This window comes from Bacillus sp. FSL K6-0069 (assembly GCF_038007785.1).
Taxonomy (GTDB): Bacteria; Bacillota; Bacilli; order Bacillales; family Bacillaceae_G; genus Bacillus_A; species Bacillus_A mobilis.
In genome coordinates, this window is the sequence record NZ_JBBOXN010000002.1 from 12363 (window position 1) to 36528 (window position 24166).

Genomic DNA, 24166 nt, shown 5'->3' on the forward strand with positions numbered 1-24166 from the left:
CTTTTAGTATTATTGAATAAGAGGGCGTAGTGAATGTAGACTTGCTACTTTACTTGCATCAAAGTTGTATTCACCAAGAAAATTAATGTGTTCCCATCCTAACGGAGAAACATGTTTAAGTAAATCTTCTCTCAAATTCCCCTTTTCCTTCAATAATTTTGTTGCTTCTGTAAGATAAACGGTATTCCATACGCTAATAGCATTTATTAGAATATTTAAAGCACTTGCACGTTGTAGTTGGTCTTGTATTCCTCGTTCTCGTAACTCACCTCGTTTTCCAAAGAATAAGGCTCTTGCTAACCCATTCATGGCTTCCCCTTTATTTAGTCCTCGCTGAATTCGACGGCGTAGTGTTTCGTTAGATATGTAATCCAAAATAAAAATGGTCTTTTCGATTCTCCCCATTTCTCGCAAAGTAGTTGCAAGTTTATTTTGTCTCGCATATGACCCTAATTTCCCCATAATAAGTGAACCAGACACTTTTCCTTCTCGAATAGAATGAGCTACGCGCAATACGTCATCAAAATTCTCTTGAATAATTTTAGTATTAATACGACCACGGAGTATATTTTCTAGTTTTGGGAATTCATTAGGCATTTGGATGGTGAATAGCTTAGAGTCAGCTAAATCACGTAGCCTTGGTGCAAAGCGAAATCCTAGTAAATGACTCAATCCAAATACTGAGTCGGCGTAGCCAGCTGTATCTGTAAAATGCTCTTCAATATTTAAATCTGTCTCATGATGAAGTAATCCATCGATAACGTGTACAGCATCACGAGCATTGGTATTAATGACTTTCGTATAAAAGCTTGAAAATTGATCACTAGTAAATCGATAAATGGTTGCCCCTTTTCCAGACCCGTAGTGTGGATTGGCATCGGCATGTAACGATGAAACACCAACCTGTACGCGCATTCCATCAGAGGAAGAGGTACTTCCATCTCCCCAATAGGAAGCTAGTTTAAGCTTATGTTGAAAATTTACTAATGTCGCTTGTGCACGACTTATAGCATCATCGAATAAACGCCATTGCGCTGCATTAGCCATTTGATGATAGGTAACTCCTGGTGTCGCTTCTGCCATTTTAGTAAGACCTATGTTAGTTCCCATCGCCATGAGAGCAGCCATGAGAACTACTTTTTCCTCTCCCTTTGGTGGGCGATTGGTTGAGGCATGTATCAACATTTCATCAAATCCTGTCCAGTGTGCTACCTCCATTAAAAGATCAGTGAGCTTTATTCTTGGCAACATATTATATAAAGACAGGCTAAAAGCTCTCGCTTCTTCGGGTGTATTCTTCTCCAAACGGTCCACTCGGATCTTAGCCTTTTCGATATTTACTCCTTCTAGAGAATCAAGATTATTTGAAACCCATGTAAGGCGTTGAGCTAGTGACTTTCTTCTTTCCTCAATATATTCATCTGCCGATGAACGAACGGCTAGTTTAGTTTCCGTAAGACGAGTTGTTGTCCAATCTTTTTTAGGAACAAGATACTCTTCAAAATCTTTATGAAGTCTACTACCGACTACGGATATGTCGCCTGAACGAATATGATTTTTCAACTCTGTTAGTGCAGCCATCTCATAATAGTGCCGGTTAATTATTCCATCATCACCATAAACATGCTTCTTCCAACGTTTAGGAATAAAATCTACCGGGGCATCATTTGGAATTTTTCTTTTACCAGATTCATTTATTTCATTTAGCGTTTTTAGGGCTTGCAATAATGGCTCTGTACCTTGTGTAGAACGAAATTCAAGAGATTTAAGAAAAGTAGGAGTATATTTTCTTAGATAAGAAAACCGATTTTCTAACAAATCTAGATAATCGTAATCCATCGGTCGGGCTAATTTTTGGGCTTCTTCAACGGAAGAAACAATTTTATCCCACGGCATAATCATTTCAATAGCATTAAATGGATCAAGCCCTTCATTTCGTGCTTGAATAAGTGCAGCACCAATATCTGCAAAATGCACGACTTTTTCATTCACTGCTTTTCCATTTTCTTTTTGCATTTCCTCTTGTGTTTTACGACCCTTTGATTGTAAAATCATCATTTGTCTATCATGAATTTCAATTGCTTGGTCAATTAGATCTTGGCTTAGTGTTACTAGATAGGCAACAAGAATTGCATATTTCTTCATTTCTTTAAATCTTCGAAATGAGTGTGGTTCATACCGTGCTCCAATACGAGATAATTGAAGTAACCGATTGGGATGGATTTGTTCTGTATTTATTTCTAATTTTAATTCTCGAATATATTCTAAGCGCTTTATGACTTTTAAAAAGGCTTCAGGTGAAGATTGGCCGGGAAGCTCCCTCAGCCATGCTAAAGGGGTTTTTCTATTGTCTACAAATGGATCTATAAGTTTATCTAACTTTTGTTTTTGCCATTTGGAAAGAGTACAAGTTAATGATTTAAAAATCCTTTCCTCTGCTCGTTGACGAGTTTCCCAAACAAGCCTTTCTATAGTAGTCATGCCAGGGAGAATAATTTTCTGATTACGTAGTTCTTCTTGTGCTGTACGAAGAAGATACATTGAATTTCCATTTTGAAGGGCATGATTCAAAAGAAACTGAGCTGCCTTGCGATAGTTCCCTAAGGAAAAATTTTGATAACCATAAACTTGACGGATTTCTTCCATATGCTCATGTTTAGTTGGCTCTCGTTGGGCATATAAAGAAAATGAATTAGGATTAACATCTATTTGGCTAGCTATGTATTCGATTATGTAATCTGGAATAGGTCCAACATCTGAAAGGGACCATCCAGGATAGCGTAGAACACATAATTGAACAGCAAAGCCTAATCGATTATGATCTCTTCTGTGTCGTTTAATAATTTCAAGGTCATATTGTGAAAAAGTATAATAAGTTTCTAGTTCACTTTCGCTCATATCAGCTGGAATTCGTACAAATTCCGTTCTTTGATCTTCTGTTAGTAATTCTTTCCCTCTCATGCTACAACTCCTTGCCAGATATCTTTTTCTTATCTAGATAACGGTATAAGGTTGTTGCTCCAATCCCTGTTGCCGTCTTAATTTGAGATAAAGAGTAATCTTTGCTTTCATACATTTTTATAGCAAGTTCTATTTTCTTTAAATCAACTTTCGGTCTTCCTCCGTTTCTTCCCCTAGCTCTAGCAGCCGTCAATCCATCTTTCGTTCGTTCACTGATAATATCACGTTCTAATTCTGCTATGCTGGCCAACATTCTGAAAAAGAAACGTCCCATAGCAGTTGTTGTGTCAATCTTGTCTTGAATGGAGACAAAATGAATTCCCTTTGCTTCAAAATGTTCCATAAGCTCAATTAAATGTTTGGTACTACGACTGATACGATCTAATTTATAGACAACCACCGTGTCGCCTTTACGTAAAACTTTAAGAAGGTCATCTAACTGTGGTCGGTTTTTTTTCTTACCTGATTCTTTTTCTTCAAAAGTCTGGTCCACTCCGTAGTGAGCCAATGCATCAAGTTGTAACGATAATGACTGATCTTGTGTACTGACACGTGCATATCCAAATTTCAACAAGAATCCCCCCTTATTAATGCCTTAACTATACCAAAAAGGGGGTAGAGATAGATATATTGGTCTTTTGATTTTGGTTATATTTTTGGTTATGTATTTAAGTAGTTTTTAAGGTTTTTAGAGAAGTTCTCTATTCATAACCAAAAACGGTCGTTTATGGTGATTTGTCCATGAACTAATGAATTAAATGGCTTTTTTAATTTTGTTCAATAATCGGGCCAGATTGTGGAACAACACTTTTAAAGAAAATTGGATATCTATGTTAAATTTCAGAATAGATGGTAAGGTTATACTTAACTAATGGGATAGTTTAGTTTTAGAAGATAAAATAATAAATCATACTTGACCCTGTACTATGGTACAGGGTTTATTCTGTACTAGGAAGAAAAATTCCTGTAAATAATTGCAGATCAAATAGAGGAGGCAGCAACATGAATCAAAATCATTTGAATACTTCGTTAAAGGACAAGGTGTTACAATCACTTGGTTTGCCAGAAGAAGGATTTGAGGGAAAAATCCGTTTATTGTCTCCTTCAGAAAATAGTATCCGTTTAGACATTCTTCTTTTCATGGCTGAGGGAAAAATCGTCAACATCAATGATTTAACTGCAACAGAGGAACAAATTGATGTCCAATCTGCTCTTCAACGTTTAAGGGAATTGGATTTAATTCACTGGGACCAAAACTCTGGGGATGTGAACGTGGCGTATCCTTTTTCAGGAGTTCCGACTCCACACCGTGTTACATTGGCTGGAATGTTGCCAGCTTATTCCATGTGTGCGATTGATGCCCTTGGCATTCCATCGATGTTTACAGATGCCGTTATTGAATCGGAATGTGCATTTTGCGGTGAAAAGATTACCATCGATGTGAAAAACAACATGCCCGTTGCCAATCCTGATACCGTGGTTGTAGGCTTGGGAACAACGGATGCTGCCGATACCAACGCATGCTGCGATTCTTCTTGCGAATCGAATGAGCCAACGTCCATTTCTACCAGCTGTTGCCCAGCCATTCAATTTTATTGTTCTGAGGAACATTGGCAAAAAGCGAATGAAAAGAATTCAACAACGGCGAAGGACAAGCTGACTCTTGCGGAAGCCTTTGAGGTTGGGGCTGCTGTTTTTGGCGGCACGTTATCTGGCTCTAAGGGTAAGTAAAATCTCATGAATGAAGTAAACTATATATTTACCCTGTACTAAGGTACGTGGTTTATGCTGTAAGTGAGGTGAGACGTATGAAATTTCGTATCGGAGAACTGGCTGACAAGTGCGGTGTTAACAAGGAGACCATTCGATATTATGAGCGTTTAGGCTTAATTCCAGAGCCTGAACGTACGGAAAAAGGATACCGAATGTATTCCCAACAAACGGTCGATCGATTGCATTTCATAAAACGAATGCAGGAATTAGGATTTACCTTAAATGAAATTGATAAATTGCTAGGGGTTGTCGATCGCGATGAAGCGAAGTGTCGTGATATGTATGATTTCACTATTTTGAAGATAGAGGACATTCAACGTAAAATTGAAGATCTTAAAAGGATTGAACGAATGCTGATGGATCTTAAAGAAAGATGTCCCGAAAACAAAGATATTTACGAATGCCCCATTATTGAAACACTGATGAAGAAATAAGAGGTGAAACAGAAATGAAAAACATAATAAAAAGTTCAGGTTGGTTTCTTGTCGCACTCATCACATGCCCGTGTCATCTGTTTTTACTACTTCCGTTGATTGCAGGAACAGCACTGGGATCATACTTCACGGAATTTAAAAATGTTATTTTCATCATGATGGGTCTGTTATTCGTTTTCGCTCTTTTCAAGGGCTGGAGAAAACTTGATCCAGAAACAAAAGAGGAAACAAAGAAAGATACAACCACACATGATTGTTGCAGCATGGAGAAGTTCAAGTCATGAAAGAAAAAGTTTCACAAGTAGCCACTGTATTTTCAGCTTTTGTTATGGCGGGTTGTTGCCTGGGTCCACTAATCTTGATTCCCCTTGGACTCACTGGGTTTGCAGGCGCAATCGCATTCTACTCGTTGAAGTATCGGTTATTGTTCAGCATCGTTACCATTGTCCTTCTTGCGTACTCCTTTTATATGGTTTATGGAAGAAAGGGTAAAAGGAAAAGTTCTGTCATTGGCTTATGGATTACAACGTTCCTTGTTTTTACCATGTTTCTTTTCTTATTTTCAGTTGAAAGTTGACTATAAAAAATGGGGTGTATTATGTGAAAGTACAAATAATCAGGATTATGATGTTGCTATCCCTTATGCTAGTGGTTAGTGCATGCAGTAACGAACAAGAAGTCCAAAAAACTGAAGTATCTAAGAGTGAAGTGAAAACAACTGCTATGAATTCAGAGAAGGATGTAAAAGCTATTACTGAAGCTGAGAAGACGGGGACATTCATGGTTATAGCAGGGATGGATTGCTGCCCGCCATCAGTTGTGGAAGATGCCATTGCACAGGTTGAAGGTGCTGGCAAAACAGCCATTAAAGTTAATGGAAGCACCGCGGAAGTAACGGTTTCTTTTGATGATACGAAAACCAATTTAGATGCAATTAAGACGGAGGTTTCAGACTTGGGTCTCCCCGTCGAATAAAAGGAGGATATTTTTACCATGAAAAAATATCGAGTGAACGTGCAAGGAATGACATGTTCGGGTTGTGAACAGCATGTAGCTGTCGCTCTTGAAAACATGGGTGCAAAAGCGATTGAAGTAGATTTTCGCCGTGGAGAAGCTGTATTTGAGCTTCCTGATGACGTGAAAGTTGAAGACGCGAAAAATGCGATTGCTGACGCAAACTATCACCCGGGCGAAGCAGAAGAATTTCAATCGGAACAAAAGACGAATTTATTGAAAAAATATCGGCTAAACGTTGAAGGAATGACCTGCACTGGTTGTGAAGAACATATTGCGGTTGCTCTTGAAAATGCAGGTGCAAAAGGGATTGAAGTAGACTTTCGTCGCGGAGAAGCACTGTTTGAACTACCGTATGATGTAGACATTGATATCGCGAAAACAGCGATTACTGACGCACAATATCAACCGGGCGAAGCAGAAGAAATACAAGTGCAATCGGAAAAAAGGACAGATGTAAGTTTAAATGATGAAGGTAACTATGATTATGATTACATCATCATCGGTTCTGGTGGAGCTGCCTTTTCATCTGCCATTGAAGCCGTTGCTTTGAACGCAAAAGTGGCTATGATTGAGCGTGGAACGGTGGGTGGAACTTGCGTTAATGTCGGATGCGTTCCTTCTAAGACCTTATTAAGAGCAGGGGAAATCAATCATCTAGCAAAAAATAATCCATTTGTGGGATTACACACTTCGGCTTCAAATGTTGATTTAGCGCCATTAGTAAAACAAAAGAATGATTTAGTAACCGAGATGCGAAATGAAAAATATGTGAATTTAATTGATGATTATGGTTTTGAATTAATAAAAGGTGAAGCAAAATTCGTAAATGAAAATACAGTTGAAGTAAATGGCAATCAAATCACAGCCAAAAGATTTTTAATAGCTACAGGTGCTTCTTCAACTGCACCTAATATTCCCGGATTAGATGAAGTAGATTATTTAACAAGCACTAGCTTATTGGAATTAAAGAAGGTTCCAAATCGTCTTACCGTAATTGGTTCAGGATATATCGGCATGGAATTAGGACAACTATTTCATAACCTCGGGTCAGAAGTCACTTTGATTCAAAGAAGCGAGCGTCTATTAAAAGAATACGATCCTGAAATTTCAGAAGCCATTACTAAGGCCTTAACAGAACAGGGAATTAATTTAGTAACAGGTGCAACCTATGAACGAGTTGAGCAAGATGGAGACATTAAAAAAGTTCATGTTGAGATAAATGGTAAAAAGCGAATTATTGAAGCAGAACAATTGCTAATTGCCACTGGAAGAAAACCAAATACAGAATCATTAAACTTACATGCAGCAGGCGTTGAAGTTGGTTCCCGTGGTGAAATTGTCATTGATGATTATCTTAAAACGACCAATTCCCGAATTTATTCAGCTGGAGATGTCACTCCCGGTCCCCAATTTGTTTATGTAGCTGCTTATGAAGGTGGACTTGCTGCTCGTAATGCAATCGGAGGACTAAATCAAAAGGTCAATTTAGAAGTGGTTCCAGGCGTTACGTTTACTTCTCCATCGATTGCAACGGTTGGTTTAACGGAGCAACAGGCAAAAGAAAAAGGATATGAAGTGAAAACATCGGTATTGCCGTTGGATGCTGTTCCAAGAGCGCTCGTTAATCGGGAAACAACAGGTGTTTTCAAATTAGTGGCAGACGCGAAAACATTGAAAGTGTTAGGGGCGCATGTAGTGGCAGAAAACGCAGGAGACGTAATTTATGCAGCAACATTAGCTGTGAAATTCGGTTTAACTGTTGGAGATCTGAGAGAAACGATGGCTCCATATCTAACAATGGCAGAAGGATTGAAGCTGGCTGTCCTAACTTTTGATAAAGATGTTTCGAAATTATCTTGCTGTGCTGGATAAGTTAGAAAAAAGATTCCTGATTATTGCTCAGGAATCTTTTTTCTGTTTTATGAATAAGGTTTTCCGTACTTTGCCAAATTAACTTTAAACTGTTTAAGGAAATGAAATATTTATATAGCATATTTGTTTTACACGGTTTATTATGTCAACAATCTGTGCACTTTGGTTAAGTCTTCTTGCTATTGAAATCTATAAAACTTACTTAATAAAAAGGATTGAGTTTCTCTACAAATTATCGAGGAATGACTAATGGTGGCAGAGGAATAAATCCCTTTTTAACAGCCATTGAGTCAGTGGCTAGGTGCAACGATTTGCACGATGATAATTACGAATAAATGCATCACTTACGTCTGCTCGATGGCTCGAAATTGCCCCAGTATTCCAAAGTCCATAAATCCCTGTACGGCGAAATAATGTCCAATGAGTATCTTCTGGTCATCTATAAACAGGCGTTTGAATATCTCCTAGTTCCTTAACTGTTTTTGATTCCGAAATAGCATTATATGGAGCTGGAACAGTGTAACCAAGACGAATTAAAATTTGATATAACTCTGTTAGATTGGGTTCGCATACATCCCGACGATAGATTTCCATAAGTTGTTTTAATTGAGGATTCTTTAAAATCTGAATGTATAAATTACATTACCCCAAGCAAACCCATTCGCGAAGGTAGCCTTGGGTTACCATATAATACTCGCTAGTATCAAGGAAACGGTTTTCATGTCGAGTTTATTATAGAAATGTTGCAATAACACCATTTTAAAGATGATGTTACTTCTATCTCCTGATTAAACTTTGTATTTAAATTATAAAATTGCACTTGACCTTCCCCTAAGGTGAACGTTGTAAACTCTAGTTAATTCAGTGATGGTCTTCCAGTTAACGAAAAGGGGGGAGATAATGGAGGATTTAACGATTGGTCAACTAGCCCAACAAACAGGAGTCAGTCGAAAAGCCATTCGACTGTATGAAGAAAAGGAATTGATACTGCCTTCTATAAAGCGTAGCGAAGGTAATTACCGCGTTTATAACCAAGAGCATGTGTTTTGTATCAATGGTATTAAACAACTCCGATCATTAGGCGTATCACTGGAGGAAATGAAAGATTTAATAGTGATTTTCGAAAAAAATACGGTGGAGATAGAACCGCATCTACAACATTTGTTAAAAGATAAACTGACCAAGATAGACGAACAAATCAACGAACTACAAAAGTTGCGTAAACACATTGAATCGTACCTTGATTCCCCGAAAGAGGCATTCAATCAAATGGAGGGATTTAAACAATGAAGAATAAAACAGAACTCAAAAAATTTTATGAACTATTGTTAGCTAAGCTGCCTAAAGAATCAGTGCCTATTCTTCGGACAATTTTTTTCTCCATTCGTGATGGGCAGGCAGTTACAGAAAGTTCTTTAATAAATCAAACGGGAATTAATACAAAAACAGTTCAGTCAGTAGTGAAGATATTAGCCCAACGGCAGATGATCGTTCGGGAGGCGGATCAAAAAATAGTAGGGGCATTGGGCTTATCGATTATACCGACTACTAACCAGATTCATTTAGGAGGACGAACTTTATTTGCCTGGTGTGCAATATCGACATTGGAGCTGTCAACTGCTCTGGTTGCTGATGTCGATATACATTCCCGTTGTGCGTACACAGGTGAACCGATTGAGGTAACTGTCCGAAATGGAAAATTAGCAAAAACAACTCCTGATTCAACAGTAATCTGGACAGTGCCGTTTGATTCTGAGGCTCCATGGGCCGGAGGAACATGTAAACAAATTCACTATTTTAGCTCAGTTGAGCATGCAAACAAGTGGAAAGAAGAACATCCAAAATTGCAAGGGGAAATTATGACTTTGGAACAAGCTCTCTCTTTTGGAAACGAATTGAAAAAATTTTTATCATAGGGTAGAGCCCATGAAGTTTCAAAAATCAGACAAGCTATGAAAAGGATGCTTTTATCGGTCAATTAGTCCAACAAATGGAGTTTTTAGGTAATGAAAAGTAATATCGAAAATAATAATAGGAACAAAAAATAACAAAGGAGGAAAAAGACATGAAAACTGAAATTCAGGAAATCGTAACCCGACTTGACCAACAGTCGAACAAGGGAGAGGGAGGAGAATCCATGAAGTGGCTGTTTCGCCCGTTGTTACAAATGCTAGCAGGGGGGGAGTCTGTCACCATTGAAGATATGGCGACAACGACCGGAAAACCTGTTGAAGAGGTGAAGAAAGTTCTCCAGTCTCTGCCAAGCGTGGAAATCGACGAACAAGGCCGTGTCGTTGGTTTAGGTCTTACCCTTATCCCTACCCCTCACCACTTTACGGTTGATGGGAAGCAACTATATGCCTGGTGCGCCCTTGACACACTTATATTTCCAGCACTCATCGGTCGTTCGGTCAACATCGAGTCACCCTGTCACAGCACCGGAGAACCTATACGGTTGAATGTGGAACCGGACCACATTGTAAGCGTGGAACCTTCCACTGCCGTTGTCTCAATCGTGACGCCAGATGATATGTCCTCGATTCGTACGGCATTCTGCAACGAAGTCCATTTCTTCAGCTCACCGAATGCAGCCGAAGACTGGCTTGACCAACATCCAGGGGGAAAAGTGTTATCTGTAGAAGATGCCTTTGAACTGGGTCGCCTAATGGGGACGCGTTACGAGGAATCTAGACCTGCCAATGGGTCATGCTGTGACATTTAGTCGCAAGTAACCACGATACCAGAAGGAGCCACAGGTCTGAAAGATGAAACCCAGGGCCAGCTCAGGACAGGTTTCCCTCTTTTATACCTGATTTCTTATATCTCTGACCGCTAACTACGCGAAGTATGCAAAGGTGGTAAAACCTACAAAAATACCCGGTATTTCTGTACTAAGGAGCCGATCCGTATATGCCATGGTACCGGAGTATTTATTCGATGCTACGATTGAAGGCTTTAAAGACGGAAAAACAGTACAAAAATACAGTTAAAATCCATAAATCATGGAGGTATTGAATAAAAAAATTCATCATTCTAGGAGGGAAAAATATGCAAACATTAATCTGTCCTGCTTGCGGATGTTCCCTCGTACGACTAGGGATTGAAAAAGATAGGGCAGCTGTGTACAAATATAAGTTTACGAGAAGACCTGCTAAAACATATTTCTCCATTGGGATGGGAACATATTAATTTTCTTGGCGAATACACATTTGATATGAAGAAAGTAGCAAGTTTATATTCACTACGCCCTCTTATTCAATAATACTAAAGGCCGATGATTCCTTAGGTAGGGAAAATCGGCTTTTTTCCTCCCAAAATTCTCTTAGCGTATGTTTTCCGCGTTTTGTTGGTAAGACCCCATTTAGAAATTTTGAAATAATTAAGATTCCTTGTTAGCAATGAAAGAAATAAGTCTATGAAAAAATATAAAATAAAACATATTTATAACAGAAACAGCTCAAATTTCTCATTAGGAATTTGGGCTGTTTTTATGATGGGACATACTTTCGCCTTTTGGAACGGATATTTTCAAATGATAACCATTAACGAAAGAATGATATGTTATAATTTTCATAATATATATGCAAAGAAGGGATGGAATGAGCACACAAATTAAGGTAACACCGGAACAATTAGAACAAGCTGCTAAAACAGTAAGAAATACGAGATCATCATTAGAATATATACATAAAGATTTATACTCTCAAACTGAATATATAGCTTCTCAGTGGAGCGGAGCAAGCAGTGATCGTTTTTATCAGATGTTTAATGAAGCAAAGCCAATGATGTTTAACATCTTGCAAGAATTAGATAAAATAGCAGTAGAATTAGAACGTGCAGCTGTTAAATTCCGAGATGCAGATGAATTGTATGGTGGAAATTTAGCTGACCATGATATTCAAGAAGGTGCCATGTGTGGAAAACTCCCTCCAAAATCAGAAGAGTCATTTTTCAATAAAAAAGATTTAAATGCTGCATGGACTGGTATTTCTACTGGGTTTGTAGATGGTGCAGTGGATGCGTGGGAAGGACTGATATCCTTAGGTGATAAAGAAACCTGGCTGAATATGAAAGATGCAATTGTAAACTATAGGGAGACTATTCCTGCTGCATGGAACACCGTATCAGATACGTTTATGAATAAATTTTGGAATGGGGATCTGGAAAGTAGAGAGCATTATGTAGCTTATGGTATAGCAACGTTAGGGCTCGGGCTTCTGGGGGATAAGGGTCTTAGTAAAGCAGGACAAGTTGGGAAGGTAGCTGCTATTACAGGTTTTACTAAAGGAAAATCACTTGTAATTAATTCTCCGACATATAGAAATGCATTACATATATTAAACAATTATGAATTCAAAGCTGGAAATCATCTTTCATATGCGGGAGTCGGTAGTATTAAACAGTACTTGCAGAAAGCAGCTCCATATACTTATGAAGGTAAAAATGGTCCAAAGACAATTAGTTTAAGAATGGGTGAGTTAGCTGGAAATAAACATCCAGTTTCAGGTATACCATATGACTTAAATGGATTCCCTATTTTCGATGCTTTTGCTGAAGTAAAATTAAAAGAAGTTGACTTTAAAAAATCAAGACCTACTCATGATAGAATATGTAATAAGCTGTTATATGAACAGATATTAGAAGATCCAAAACTAGCAGCTAAATTTACAGCAGAAGAAATTGAATTATTTAAAAATGGTCAGAAACCCAAAACATATACATGGCATCACCATCAGGACACAGGAAGAATGCAGCTTGTAGACGCGAAATTACATAAGCAAACTGGTCACACGGGTGGGTATAACATCTGGGGGAAAGACGGAGAAAAATAGGGAGGTTTATTAATGCATAACATTGTATGGGTTGGTGTAAGTAATGAAAAAGTAACAGATCATGAAATCGAACAAGTAGAAAAATATTTTAACATTAAACTACCTAATGATTTTATTGAATGTGTGAAGAAATACGATGGAGGTTACCCACGTCCTAAAATATTTGATGTACCAGGACAAGATGAAAATGTATTCAATGATTTATTGACCTTCCATATAGAAGATGAGTATTCAATTGTAAAAAATTATGAAGATATAAAAGAAGAATTATTAGACAATATATATCCTTTCGCAAATGATCCTTTTGGGAATTTCTTATGCTTTGACTATCGTAATAATTCCGCATTACCAACAATCGTATTTTGGGACCATGAAGAAGAGGACATGGAAAAAGCAATATATCCTGTTTGCTCAACATTTACAGAATTGCTTGCTAGTCTACGTGATTTTGAAGAAGAAGATTGAGGGAACTAAAAAAACGGTCTAGAATTCTAGACCGTTTTTTTATGATTTACTAATTTTCCAACCATCATCCGTTTTCTCTAGTTCAATTACGATTACCTTATTAGGATTATCTTTATATACAGCATCAACAGTTACTGTAGCAATTTCATTTTTCTCTTCGACTTTTCGGATTTTATAGCTTTTAAGATCCTTGCTAACTGATTTCATTAGGTCTGCATTTCCGCCCACAAAAGCAACGATTTTCTTCGCTTCAGGAGTGAATAACTCGCCAAAATCTTTAACATTTCCTTCTTTTGCATCTTCGAAATACGCTGTAGCAACTTCTTCCGGATTACGATTATTTCCACATGCTGCAAGTGCTGTAACTGATAAAGCCATTACCACTATTAACATGACCATACGCGTAAATTTGTTCTTCATTTAAACCACTCCTTATATATAACGTAATTTCAACTCTTAGAAAGAGCTAAATCACTTGTATAAGTATATAATAACTAAAACCATAAAACTATATATATCTAAATACAATTTTTATGATGTTTTTATTATTAAAAAGAAGGGTAGCAGGGGGAATCTACCTATTACTAGAATATTGATTTCCGTTCTATACATTAGTATAATAATGAAGTCAGCGTTATAGGGGTATAACAGACGACATTCATTTTTAAAATCATAAAATCGGATTCACTTATATGAAAGATAAAAGCTCTCCTATTCACAGGAGAGCTTTTATCTTTTTTGAACTATAAGCATATTCATAAAGATTAGAGTTAAGGCTTTCTTTATATAGGTTACTTTTGTGAAAACTTCCCAAAAAATTTACAGTATCTCCATACAAAACACATATATCGTATATATAATATATTTATAGATACTAACATTAAGAAAATGCGTTAAATAGAGATTTTAGAGTGTACTATTTATCTATTTGCAATGTAGTAAAAATTAAATGAACTAAGTAGAAGAGAGGATGATTAACAATGGGACAAGTCTTTATTGATGAAAAAGGACCACAAGAAACAATCAGAATTCCAAATACATACCGTGACGATAGAAGAATAAATCTAGGTGATGATTTAATGCGTTCTTATGTAGCTGATGTACTTTATATTCCAGAAGATTCCCTAGAAAATGTTAACAAAAAATATCTGGAACTGGTTGAAAACTATAGAAACGGACAAAAAAATAAGGTTGAGAAAGAGCTAAAAGGAATTGATATTCTAAAAGGAAATTTCAATTTCGGTGTTGCAAGTATGAAAGAAGTAAATAGTAGATTTTATTTAAATTTATTTAACATGCTACTAGATGCAAATGTCTCTAACTTACTATTTTCAGTAAATAAAATGTCGATGGTTATTGATGCTAGGCTTACACAGTGGATTCTCCAACTGGAAGCAAAAAGATTTATCGATTCTGCTATTTTATTTAAATACAGTCTCACAAAATATTGTGAATTAGAAGCATCTGAAGAGGTTATTAGAAATCTTTTTGATCCAGAAAAAACAATCAATGAAATACTATACTCTATTCAAAAAGATTTGAAAGAATTCGTGGCAAAACATAAGAATGTTGCTAGAATGAGGAACCAAATAGCATATTACAAAAAAATGATAAAGGACATTGGGAATGGGAAGAAATTAGCTAATGATGCGGTATTTGAAAAAGTATCATTTGACTGGGAAAAGGTAAGCTCGGATGTTGATTTATGGTTAAGCGAGAATAAGTTACACGGTATATGGGAACCTGAGCAATCAACACTAATTCTTGATCAGGGAATACCTTCTAAGCCATTTGAGAATATTGGGTTTGGCAATATAATGGAAGAGAAGGATTCTAAAGAATTTGTTGGATTACAATTAGCAGATATGCTAGTGGTGATAACAGGAAGCTACATTTCTAAACTTGCATCTGCAGTTCGTTATGATAAATCAGAACCAGAAAAAACTAAGCACCTTGGTGCAGAATGGTTTGTACTAAAGGAGCATCAATTTGACCTAATATCGAAAATGACAGAGTTCCTTTTTGGAAATGATCATGTTTACAGTGTCATAGGAGATACTTATTTTGATGAAACTCACTTGTTCGAGATGTATTGTAGGTATATAAGTTCCTTTAGTAATTATGACAATTATGATAAAAAGAAGACTGAATTACATGTTAAAGATATGTTTATTTATCTTGCAGCTACTACAAACGAAAAGTGGGAATTAGGAGTACAAAACGAGTTTTTCGCAAGGAATATGTATGGAGATTATATGACTGGAATTAATGAGGGTGTAATACGGAAATTGTAAATTGTATTTTTTGCTAAAATCGGTAATAAACCTGCTAGTAACTTAATGTCTCAATAGCAAAAAAAGAGCTTAGAACCCTTATACATTATGGTTTCTAAGCTCTTTTTTTGTTCTCAATCAATTAAAATTCATTAGTATCAATTCTTATATAGAAGGTTCTTAATAAAATCTCAATACAAAAAAAGCTAGAATATAACAACCAGTCACACATGATTGACTAAAGACTTTTGTTTTAGTTTGAACCTTTTCTTTTGTTTTACATAATAACCAATCTTTTTTTATGGCCATATAGCGTCTAATTACCAATGCAAGCTGAAAAATAGAAGCAAGGCAACACATAAATAACAAAAATTCGATTACCACTCTCATCATTGCACTCCTCCTTAGTTACTTAAAAAAGCAGGGTAGCTATGATTCCTGCAATATAAATAATAACACGTAACCTTTAACTTTTAAATATACAAAAATTAAAATACCTAAATATAAGTTCGAAAATTTATAATATCTATGGAATGCTAAACTTAGTAATAAACGGAAAATAACGTGAAGTTTGCAATAAGCAAAGGAGTTTGGCACCTTAATTAGTTATAGATTATGTAAAGTATTGATTCAAGTCTAATCTCACCTGTATACTTAATGACTTAAGTATTTTTACCTAATAAATAGGCTACATGCAGACCATTACAACTTAAAACTTCATACAAACCACACATTAACTACACTACTAACACAAATTGATATTGTATAATTTAGTTATTATAATCCACAAAGTACATTCGAATATGATGATATTCGGTATTACAGAATTTATATGACATTAGAAGAGAAGAGAAGAGAAGAGAACAAATAAGGGGAGAAGATACTATGACAAGTTTTGCGAATCAACACGTAGAAAATACGATTTTAGAAGAGGATGTAGAGCTTTTAAAGGTTATGGCACACCCAATGCGCTTAAAACTGATCAGTGAGCTTTCTAAACATAAAACACTAAATGTAACCCAAATGACCGAAATTTTAAACATTCCACAATCAACAGTTTCCCAACATTTATCTAAAATGAAAGGGAAGGTTATAAGAGGTAATCGTCAAGGATTAGAAATTTACTATAGCATTGAAAACCAAAAAGCCAAAGAAATTATGGGGTTATTAGGACCGTTACAATAAAATATTAGGACTACAATTTAAAAGTAAATTATTTAGAAAACAAAACCCTCCATTATCAGGAGGGTTTTTATTTGGTAATTCATTAAAAAATAATCTCTTTATTCTAATGATATCAATAACTAAAATATGTCATAATGAACCTGTAAAAGAAAATGCCCCATCAACACTAATACGCCGCTGGAAGGGATATAGATCATATACTGGACGCTGCAGCGTAAGCGTTGAAATACCTCCTAACTGCTCGATACAATAAAAGGGAGAAATAAACACTAAAAACAAGTTTATTTAATTTATAGAAAGGAGAATTAACATGGGAGAAACATTTGAACTAAGAAATTTGTTTTCTTTGTCAGAAAATATGTTACTAAAAGATATTGATTACCAAGTTGTAAATGGAATACGCTATCAAAATAATTTAGAAATCAGTGCTATTTTCAAATATGATTATGAGGATATAGATGATAAAAAAAGTTATGATGATACAGCAAATAAAGTATACACATTGGGCCTATTTAAAAGAGGCACTAACGAATTTTTGGAATTACCGTTAATATACAAAAATGAAGAAAATTACAAATCATTTCACTTACCATTAGCAGATCTAAATAAGATTTTATACAAAAAACTTTGTGAGTTCCTGGAAATTGATTATAATAAAAACGGTCCTTTTAAACCACTATATTTTTTCAAGGCTCTACATAACGCTATTCCAACAAAAGCTAATATTCTGCTTAAGGATAGATTGGCTTGTTCATATTCATATCCTACCAGTAAAGATAATGAACAAGACAAAATATATTTTCGCAGTTTCCTTAATAATGATTTAAATGGAAAAAAACGGAGTTTAGAAAATAAAGCGAAAACGGAAAAACTTTTACCCGATGCTCATAAGCTTATTGGTACAAGGAATATTTCCGTATGCTTCACGCGTACACCAAAAGATGAGCGAAAAGAAAAAGAAGAAATAAAGACTAAATTTAACAAACTCTAATCTCAAATATAACCCAAAAGAGCCTGGCACAAATGTCGGGTTCTTTATATATACCTACTACACACCCAATCTCTAGTAGCTATAGACTAGCATATCTATCTTGTTTATTTTTTATATACTATATATTTAAACTTGTTACAGAGTAGAAAAGTAACCTACATTTAAACCTACACGTACCCATAAGATCACATGGATTTGCTTCTGTAAATGCATAATTGTAAAAAGACATAAAACTCTAAACTAAAATATCATGAGCAATCGTTGATAAACAGCCATTATCATAAAATTTGTAGGTACTTTCATGTCTCAGTGCTGGGACATGAAAGTCTAAACTTTTTGAACAAAGGACAAGAAACTCTAAACTACTTAGTCAGTAATAATACAATAAAATGAAAGTAGCTAACAACCGCGTTATCGATTATGATTTGTGTGCCATGAGTACCTTCTACAATTCACTTGTAATTTCTTATTACTTATTTACTTTTTTGCTTTTTGATAGTAATCGTTAATGGCTTCAGCTAATATATCTACAGTCCGATTTAGTTCATCCAAATTATTATCTACACCGCCAATCTCTACTAGCATAGCATGTGGAGATAAGTCTTGATTATAGACACCATTTCCTTCTCTTCGATCTTTTACGAATATACCTCGACTAATACCATAATAATTTTTGTCTAGATAAGAATTGATGGCTTTAGCAAATTGTAAACTCTGCTGAAAATGTTTATTTTCTTTACCAACAACAAAATAGAGTCGACCATACGATTTCCCGTTTATCATTTTTGTCGTTAACGGTTTTCGAGAAGAATCTCGATGAATATCAACGAGGTACTGGATATCCCTATTTTGTGCAAGAGTTTCTTGGACAACTTCTCTGGAAACGTTATATGAACTAGGATAACTTAATCCTCGTTTTAATAACATATCTACTATGTCTTTCTTATTATTTATAGCACCAATTCCTTTTTCTTCAAGTTTGATTTTTAACCTGTCTCCCAACAAGGACACATTCACTTTATCGCTAGATGCTGCATTAGGATCAGTAGTACCAGGGAGTAAGGGAAGAAAGGATTCTCGACTATGAGAATGGTAAATGAAAATGGATTTTTGCTGAATATTATTTGTTGAATTTTCGGATTGTTTTTTTTGTGTAGCATCTAAATTAGCGTTTCTTTGTTTTGTAAGTTCTTCTAATGAAACATTTGGTTCTTTAGGAATATTACTTTCATTAGTTCCTTCTCCAGCTACAGCAATTTCTGAATAATATGTTGAGAATCCAGGAAGTTCATTCTTTATGAGAGTTGGTATATCGTTTAATTTTATATTGGTTACTAAAGAAAAAATGGTAGAGGAAAGGTTCAATGAATTTGTTTGTTTCTTAAATTCTTGTGTGAAATAATGGTTCTCTGTTTCAAGTGCATATAAAAAACTAGTCAATGATTGAGTTTGTGACCAGTTTTGTAAAAAGGAAGCTTTTAAATGAGATAAGAGAGAAACACTAATAGCAGATAGGAGAAATAATAGTTGAATACAAAAGATAAACGTTAAGATTCCTTTTTTAATACTTATTTTTTTCTTATAGGTATAGTTAAGTGCCAATATACCCCTCCTCTCTCTAAATTATATGTACAAGCTCTTTATATCAGACTATGAAAAAGAGATAGATTTTAAAAAATTAGTAGAGTTTTTCACCAAAAAACGTACATCTCTTTTTGGGATGTACGTTTTTGTGTCTGGGGGAATTGACTTTGATATTAATAATTAAATTATGCTATGTCATTATGATTTGTTGCGTGTTTTAGCTGCTGGATTTCATGTCGAAGTTGCTTGTTTTCAGCTAATAATTTTTGATCCGTATCTGTTTGGTTATTGTGGTTTCCTCCTTTTGAGTGATGGTTTCCTTTACGCATACCTTTCATACAAAATAACATCATGAGAGGGCATAGTAAGATAAGGAGAAGGTTTAACCATTGCATATTTTCAACCTCCATCTGATAAGTAGTGTTTATGCCGTGTTAATTACAGGATGAAGTTCCTGTAGTTACATTATAAAAAAGAAGTTTAAAGAACTTATGCAGAAAAAGTATGGAAAATAATGAATTAAGATTCTTCTTTATTGGTATACCATTTCTTAATTTTTCTTTTGTTTGTATGACAACAACCATTTTTATTTGTTAATCTTATAATGGAAAATATTAAAATAGGGAATAGAATAATGATGAAAAGGCTTAACCATTGCACATAATTCACCTCAGTTTATTTATTATAAATTGTTATTAAACCCTATAATGAAAGACCCGTCAAATTATTGACGAGCCTTTCATTAGGAAAATACTTTACTTTTTAAGAAGAATAGTAAAGATAGTCCCGTGACCCAATTCACTTTTTACAGAAATACTCCCTCTATGCAATTCAATAATTTCTTTTACAATTGCTAGACCTAGACCACTACCACCTGTAGCGCGAGTACGAGATTTATCAACTCTGTAAAATCGTTCGAAAATATGAGGAAGATCTTTTTCAGGGATACCTTCTCCTTCATCTTTCACTATAATTTGGATACTTTCCTTTTTATCTGTAACCATAACAAATATTTTAGAATTTACTTCAGAGTGGGAATATGCATTGTTTAACAGATTGAGTATAACTTGTTCAAAGCGCTGTTCATCAAGTAGAAGAACAAGATCTTCTGGACATGAGAAAATGATATGAATATTTTTTTCAGTATAAGCTGGTTGAATTTTTGCTACTATATGTTTTAACAAATCATATAGATTAGTTTGCTTTGTATTGATAATAAAGTTATGCTTTTCCATTTTAGCTAATTCAAATAAATCTTGAACAAGGCCTGTTACATGATCAGCTTCTTCTTTAATAATAGAAAGATAATGCTTCTGATCTTGTGTAGACATCTTTGTTTTTAAAATAATATCAGCATACCCTCTAATATATGTTAAAGGTGTTCGAAGTTCGTGTGCAACACTTGCTAGAAATTCACCTCGTTCTTTTTTCATATAATTTAAATCGTCTGCTAGCTTTTGAATAGAGTGTGCTAATTCTCCCACTTCATCTTTTCCATTAATATTTAAAGACACTGATAAGTCACCCTTACTCATTGTTTCTGTTGCTTTTTTCATTCTAATTAGAGGCTTTGTTAGAAATCTTGATAATAAGAACATAGTTATAACCGTAATGATGAAAGTAATAGCTCCAACAAATATAAATTGATACGTTAAGCGCTGAATCATTTGTTTAATGGAGTCAGTACCTAAAAACATGTATACATAGCCTTTAATTTCATTATCGATTTGAATGGGACTAATGGTACAAATATAATTAGATGTTTTCCAGTGGTCCTCTGCAACACTACCGTTTGTATTAACATCAGGCATTTTTGTATATAGATGTTTTTCCATGGAAGCATCTACATCGCTTGATTTTGCAAGTATTTTACCAGTTTTAGAAGTGATTACAACTTTTGTTTCAGCTTCAGACTCCATGAGAGCTACATGGGATATCGTTGGATTATCAAAGTATTTCTCCAAAACATCACGGTGACTATTTCCTCTGGCAAGGAGCGATTTCACTTCTTCTTGAACTCTTGTATCGACTAAACTGTAATACAATAAGAGAAATAATATGCTTTCAATTAGAAAGGTGCAAATAAAAAAATAAAATCCAAATTTAACTGAAATACGCTTCATAAAAATCCACTATCCTTGTTGTTTGATAAGATCATATCATATATCTTTCTCTTCATGTGCCCAGCGATATCCAATTCCGTATATAGTCTTAAGGTGCTCATTAATTGGAAATGATGCTTTTCTTAATTTTTCACGTAAGTTTCGAATGTGGGAATCTACAGTTCGATCCTCAGTTTCTGACGCATGCCCCCAAATACGTTCAATCAGTTGTTCACGAGTAAATACGTAATTTAAATTATTTAAAAATAAACCAAGTAGTGAAAATTCAATTGGGGTAAATAAAAGTTCATTTCCATTCATAGCCGCAGTGTGTCTGGCTTCATCCCAAATTAATCCTTTATATTCAATTTTATGGTGACGCTTTGTCCTACGAAGAACAGCTTCTATGCGGGCTAATAACTCTTCTTCATGAAATGGTTTTGTAACATAGTCATCAGCACCTTTTTTTAATCCTTGTATAACATCTTGTGTATCATCACGAGCAGTTAACATAATAATTGGTACGCTACTGAATTCACGGATTTTGTTGCAAGTTTCCCATCCGTTCATTTCAGGCATCATAATATCTAACAATAGTAAGCGAAATTCTTTTGCTTCCACTAAAGAAATTGCTTCTTTACCAGAAGTTGCTTTTATACAGTGATATCCCCGTGGGGTTAAATATAATGAAAGTAAATCTAACATACGTGGTTCATCATCCACCAATAGAATGTCTATCATAAAAATCCTCCTTAAATAAGATAATACCTAAGCAAAAGATATTTTACTAAAAAATATTGAAAAAATTGTGCAGGTCTTTTTTAATTTGCCCATTTTCCATCTCCATAATTTCTCGATAATCGTTTTATATAATAACCTTGAACAAACAGAAGGAGGAGTTTTTCATGAAGAGATTTGTATTAACAGCAGTTACAGTCTCCGCAATATCTTTAATTGCCGCATGTTCTGCGACTACAAATACAACAAGTGATCAAAAAAATATGAATGATAAAAAGGTAACACAAACTGAAACGGCAACAAAGCCGTTACAAGTTGTAAAAGGGCCAGAAGTTACTCTAGTGGCGAAAGAAGAGAAACAAAAACTAAGCAACGGTGTTGTTGTTCCGGTATGGACATTTAATGGATCATCTCCTGGACCAGAAATCCGTGTAAAAAAAGGTGACAAGGTTAAAGTTACATTAAAGAATGAACTATCTGCACCTGCGTCTATTCACTGGCATGGGTATCCGGTTCCAAATAATATGGACGGCATCCCGGGAGTTACACAAGATGCGGTTGAACCTGGAAAAAGTTTTACCTATGAATTTGAAGCAAACGTACCAGGAACGTATTGGTATCATTCACATCAAGACTCTGTTAATCAACTAGATAGAGGATTGTATGGCGCTCTTGTTGTAGAAGATACAAATGAAAAGTATGATAAAGATTACACATTAATGTTAGATGAATGGGTAACAGATAAAAAAGAAATTGATAAGCAAATAAAAGAAATGACAAAAGGTAAAGTAGAAAAAACAGACGGTGATGCGAAAAAGAATGATGATATGAAAGGCATGGATCATTCGGGTATGGACATGGGAAGTGACAAAAAAGACTCTGGTAGTATGGAAGGCATGGACCATGGAAATATGAAGATGGATAAAAATAAAGAGTCGAATGGAATGCAAATGGAAGGCCATGATATGAGTATGTATGATTTATTCACAATCAATGGTAAAAGTGGGGATTTAATAGAGCCATTGAAAGTGAAAAAAGGTGACAAGGTTCGACTTCGATTCGTTAATGCTGGTTATCTATCACATGATATCCATGTTCATGGTCATGATATTAAAGTGATTGCGACAGATGGCCAACCAATTAATGATCCAAAGGTTATAAAAGACCAAGTAATTTCAATTGCACCAGGTGAACGGTACGACGTTGAGTTTACAGCTAACAACCCTGGAAAATGGTATGTTGAGGATCATGCAAAAGATAAAGGGGCAAAAGGAATGAAAGCTGTTATTGAATATGATGGCAGCAAAGAGATGAAAGATAAAGCAAATGAAAAAGAAAAACTTCCAAAATTAGATATGACAAAATACGGTGCAAAGAAATTAGGAGGTTTTACATTAGACCAACAGTATACTGCCACATATACAATGGATTTAAACACTCAAATGAATGGAAATGAAATGGTATACACAATTAATGGAAAAACATTCCCTGATATTGATCCAATTCAGGTGAAAAAAGGAGATTTAGTAAAAGTAAAATTAGTAAACAAATCTAAAACAGATGATCATCCAATGCATTTACACGGTCATTTCTTCCAAGTATTAAGTAAAGATGGAAAGCCAATAGAAGGTTCTCCAATTATAAAAGATACCCTTAACTTGAAACCAGGAGAAGAATATGAAGTAGCCTTTGTAGCAGATAATCCAGGTGAATGGATGTTCCACTGTCACGATTTACATCATGCTTCAGCGGGGATGGTAACAGAAGTGAAATATAAAGATTACAAATCTGATTATGTTCCAAACCCTAATATTCCTAATATGCCAGAGTAATTTTAAAATCACATAACTTACTATATACTAATCTAAAGCAGCTATCTCTAAGATAGCTGCTTTATTGAATAGTTTAATAAAAGAATGTAATTTTGGGATAGCAGAAT

The 24166-nt window shown here is 35.1% G+C and carries 24 protein-coding genes and 2 pseudogenes; 18 read left to right on the forward strand and 8 right to left on the reverse strand.

The genetic code is table 11. The features are described 5' to 3' along the window. Positions 1 to 9: 9 nt before the first annotated feature. The gene (locus MHB74_RS27230) at positions 10 to 2961 is read right to left on the reverse strand and encodes a Tn3 family transposase (RefSeq protein ID WP_046199625.1); all 2952 of its coding nucleotides are present in this window, start codon (positions 2959 to 2961) and stop codon (positions 10 to 12) included. A gap of 1 nt (position 2962) precedes the next feature. Next, a complete protein-coding gene (locus MHB74_RS27235) occupies positions 2963 to 3532 on the reverse strand; it encodes a recombinase family protein (protein WP_000668443.1) in 570 nt (189 codons plus the stop codon). 431 nt (positions 3533 to 3963) lie between these two features. Here MHB74_RS27235 and MHB74_RS27240 point away from each other — a divergent pair, with 431 nt between their 5' ends. The 14 genes and pseudogenes from MHB74_RS27240 to MHB74_RS27295 all read left to right on the forward strand — a co-directional run bounded on the left by MHB74_RS27240 (position 3964) and on the right by MHB74_RS27295 (position 13354). Then, positions 3964 to 4692 carry an organomercurial lyase MerB3 gene (locus MHB74_RS27240; RefSeq protein WP_001073002.1) on the forward strand — a complete coding sequence of 243 codons (729 nt, stop codon included), beginning with the start codon at positions 3964 to 3966 and terminating at the stop codon, positions 4690 to 4692. A 77-nt stretch (positions 4693 to 4769) separates the two neighbouring features. Beyond that, on the forward strand, positions 4770 to 5168 hold the full coding sequence (gene merR1, locus MHB74_RS27245; protein WP_000672080.1) for a mercury resistance transcriptional regulator MerR1: 399 nt from the start codon (positions 4770 to 4772) through the stop codon (positions 5166 to 5168). Then, the gene (gene merE / locus MHB74_RS27250; protein WP_254912385.1) at positions 5165 to 5452 is read left to right on the forward strand and encodes a mercury resistance MerE; all 288 of its coding nucleotides are present in this window, start codon (positions 5165 to 5167) and stop codon (positions 5450 to 5452) included. Before merR1 ends, merE begins: the two co-directional genes overlap by 4 nt. Further along, positions 5449 to 5745, forward strand: coding sequence for a mercuric transport protein MerT (gene merT, locus MHB74_RS29270; protein WP_000660891.1), 297 nt, complete (start codon positions 5449 to 5451; stop codon positions 5743 to 5745). The genes merE and merT overlap by 4 nt, the downstream gene beginning before the upstream one ends. 23 nt (positions 5746 to 5768) lie before the next feature. Beyond that, positions 5769 to 6143: a mercury resistance system substrate-binding protein MerP gene (gene merP, locus MHB74_RS27255; RefSeq protein ID WP_000867937.1), complete on the forward strand. Its 375-nt coding sequence runs from the start codon at positions 5769 to 5771 to the stop codon at positions 6141 to 6143. 18 nt (positions 6144 to 6161) lie between these two features. After that, a pseudogene (locus MHB74_RS29275) lies at positions 6162 to 6341 on the forward strand (heavy-metal-associated domain-containing protein); the annotation flags it as partial. Positions 6342 to 6398: 57 nt separating this feature from the next. Beyond that, positions 6399 to 8057 (forward strand): mercury(II) reductase, encoded by a 1659-nt coding sequence (gene merA, locus MHB74_RS27260; RefSeq protein ID WP_033665599.1) that lies wholly within the window; start codon positions 6399 to 6401, stop codon positions 8055 to 8057. 900 nt (positions 8058 to 8957) lie between these two features. Beyond that, the gene (merR2, locus tag MHB74_RS27265) at positions 8958 to 9347 is read left to right on the forward strand and encodes a mercury resistance transcriptional regulator MerR2 (RefSeq protein WP_000389892.1); all 390 of its coding nucleotides are present in this window, start codon (positions 8958 to 8960) and stop codon (positions 9345 to 9347) included. Further along, positions 9344 to 9973 carry an organomercurial lyase MerB2 gene (gene merB2 / locus MHB74_RS27270; protein ID WP_000792368.1) on the forward strand — a complete coding sequence of 210 codons (630 nt, stop codon included), beginning with the start codon at positions 9344 to 9346 and terminating at the stop codon, positions 9971 to 9973. The genes merR2 and merB2 overlap by 4 nt, the downstream gene beginning before the upstream one ends. Positions 9974 to 10122: 149 nt before the next feature. After that, complete coding sequence (locus MHB74_RS27275) at positions 10123 to 10779, forward strand: organomercurial lyase MerB1 (RefSeq protein WP_000845541.1); 657 nt, start codon at positions 10123 to 10125, stop codon at positions 10777 to 10779. Between the two features lie 326 nt (positions 10780 to 11105). Next, positions 11106 to 11246 carry a hypothetical protein gene (locus tag MHB74_RS27280; RefSeq protein ID WP_162493026.1) on the forward strand — a complete coding sequence of 47 codons (141 nt, stop codon included), beginning with the start codon at positions 11106 to 11108 and terminating at the stop codon, positions 11244 to 11246. Continuing rightward, positions 11194 to 11319, forward strand: a pseudogene (locus tag MHB74_RS27285) (Tn3 family transposase); the annotation flags it as partial. The gene MHB74_RS27280 and the pseudogene MHB74_RS27285, both read left to right, overlap by 53 nt. 337 nt (positions 11320 to 11656) lie before the next feature. Further along, entirely contained in the window at positions 11657 to 12889 is a 1233-nt protein-coding gene (locus MHB74_RS27290; protein WP_048558673.1) for a WXG100 family type VII secretion target, read from the forward strand. Between the two features lie 12 nt (positions 12890 to 12901). Further along, the gene (locus MHB74_RS27295) at positions 12902 to 13354 is read left to right on the forward strand and encodes an SMI1/KNR4 family protein (RefSeq protein ID WP_000551585.1); all 453 of its coding nucleotides are present in this window, start codon (positions 12902 to 12904) and stop codon (positions 13352 to 13354) included. Between the two features lie 39 nt (positions 13355 to 13393). Here the strand turns inward: MHB74_RS27295 and MHB74_RS27300 are convergent, their stop codons facing one another. Beyond that, the gene (locus MHB74_RS27300; protein WP_060757349.1) at positions 13394 to 13774 is read right to left on the reverse strand and encodes a DUF4878 domain-containing protein; all 381 of its coding nucleotides are present in this window, start codon (positions 13772 to 13774) and stop codon (positions 13394 to 13396) included. 560 nt (positions 13775 to 14334) lie between these two features. Here MHB74_RS27300 and MHB74_RS27305 point away from each other — a divergent pair. Further along, positions 14335 to 15648: a hypothetical protein gene (locus tag MHB74_RS27305; RefSeq protein WP_000531857.1), complete on the forward strand. Its 1314-nt coding sequence runs from the start codon at positions 14335 to 14337 to the stop codon at positions 15646 to 15648. A gap of 159 nt (positions 15649 to 15807) precedes the next feature. On the opposite strand, the gene MHB74_RS27310 is transcribed toward MHB74_RS27305, so the two are convergent. Beyond that, entirely contained in the window at positions 15808 to 16020 is a 213-nt protein-coding gene (locus MHB74_RS27310) for a hypothetical protein (protein ID WP_011167276.1), read from the reverse strand. A gap of 492 nt (positions 16021 to 16512) precedes the next feature. On the opposite strand from MHB74_RS27310, the gene MHB74_RS27315 reads away from it, so the two are divergent. Together MHB74_RS27315 and MHB74_RS27320 are read left to right on the forward strand one after the other, a co-directional pair. Continuing rightward, complete coding sequence (locus tag MHB74_RS27315; protein ID WP_000200275.1) at positions 16513 to 16812, forward strand: ArsR/SmtB family transcription factor; 300 nt, start codon at positions 16513 to 16515, stop codon at positions 16810 to 16812. A gap of 310 nt (positions 16813 to 17122) precedes the next feature. After that, positions 17123 to 17803 carry a DUF6037 family protein gene (locus tag MHB74_RS27320; RefSeq protein ID WP_000504798.1) on the forward strand — a complete coding sequence of 227 codons (681 nt, stop codon included), beginning with the start codon at positions 17123 to 17125 and terminating at the stop codon, positions 17801 to 17803. A 477-nt stretch (positions 17804 to 18280) separates the two neighbouring features. Here MHB74_RS27320 and MHB74_RS27325 read toward each other — a convergent pair whose 3' ends face one another. The 4 genes from MHB74_RS27325 to MHB74_RS27340 form a co-directional block, all read right to left on the reverse strand. Further along, a complete protein-coding gene (locus tag MHB74_RS27325; RefSeq protein WP_001207347.1) occupies positions 18281 to 19405 on the reverse strand; it encodes a stage II sporulation protein P in 1125 nt (374 codons plus the stop codon). A gap of 167 nt (positions 19406 to 19572) precedes the next feature. After that, complete coding sequence (locus tag MHB74_RS27330) at positions 19573 to 19782, reverse strand: DUF2933 domain-containing protein (protein ID WP_001198645.1); 210 nt, start codon at positions 19780 to 19782, stop codon at positions 19573 to 19575. Between the two features lie 360 nt (positions 19783 to 20142). Further along, positions 20143 to 21510, reverse strand: a complete 1368-nt coding sequence (locus MHB74_RS27335; protein WP_000822722.1) for a sensor histidine kinase — start codon at positions 21508 to 21510, stop codon at positions 20143 to 20145. A gap of 36 nt (positions 21511 to 21546) precedes the next feature. After that, positions 21547 to 22230 (reverse strand): response regulator transcription factor, encoded by a 684-nt coding sequence (locus tag MHB74_RS27340; RefSeq protein ID WP_000565448.1) that lies wholly within the window; start codon positions 22228 to 22230, stop codon positions 21547 to 21549. 164 nt (positions 22231 to 22394) lie between these two features. On the opposite strand from MHB74_RS27340, the gene MHB74_RS27345 reads away from it, so the two are divergent. Continuing rightward, complete coding sequence (locus MHB74_RS27345) at positions 22395 to 24059, forward strand: multicopper oxidase family protein (RefSeq protein ID WP_000820021.1); 1665 nt, start codon at positions 22395 to 22397, stop codon at positions 24057 to 24059. Positions 24060 to 24166: the final 107 nt, after the last annotated feature.